We start from the raw sequence: 504 nt of genomic DNA, 5'->3' as shown, positions 1-504 counted from the left end.
GACCCACCATGCCCTTCGTCTTATTTAATCCACAGCCGGATGGCGTCCCAAGCACGGCCCAGGATGCCGGCCTCGCCCACCGCCTCCAGTGCCACCAGCGGCACTTCGGCCACCGGGGCGGGGTTGTCGCCCAAGGTGACCTTCAGCGTGCCAACAGCCTGGCCCTTGGCAAACGGCGCCACCAACGGGTCGGGCCGCGCCACCTGGGTTTTGACTTTGGCGGCACCGCCGGCAGCGATGGCCACCACGATGGCCTGCGGACGGCCCAGCTTCACGGTCGAGGAGGTGCCTTTCCAGACCGATGGAGTGACCACGGCCTGGCCGGCGTCGAACAACTTCACGGCTTCATAGGCCGTGTAGCCCCAATTCAGCAGTTTTTGTGATTCATTGGCGCGTGCGCTGTCGCTGACCGTGCCCAGCACGATGGCCAGCAACCGGCGCCCGCCTGGCGCACCGGCAGCACCCAGGTTGGGGAAGTCGCGCTTTGCCGTGGCGATCATGCAA

Annotated in this window: 1 pseudogene; it reads right to left on the bottom strand. The window is 66.5% G+C overall.

Annotation, left to right across the window (positions count from 1 at the left end):
• Positions 1-20: 20 nt before the first annotated feature.
• A pseudogene (locus tag AC1D1X_RS25450) lies at positions 21-504 on the bottom strand (D-alanyl-D-alanine carboxypeptidase); the annotation flags it as partial.

This window comes from Polaromonas sp. P1_G4 (assembly GCF_056405475.1).
Note: the sequence above shows the minus strand (reverse complement) of the source record. Positions and strands in the feature narration are given on the sequence as shown.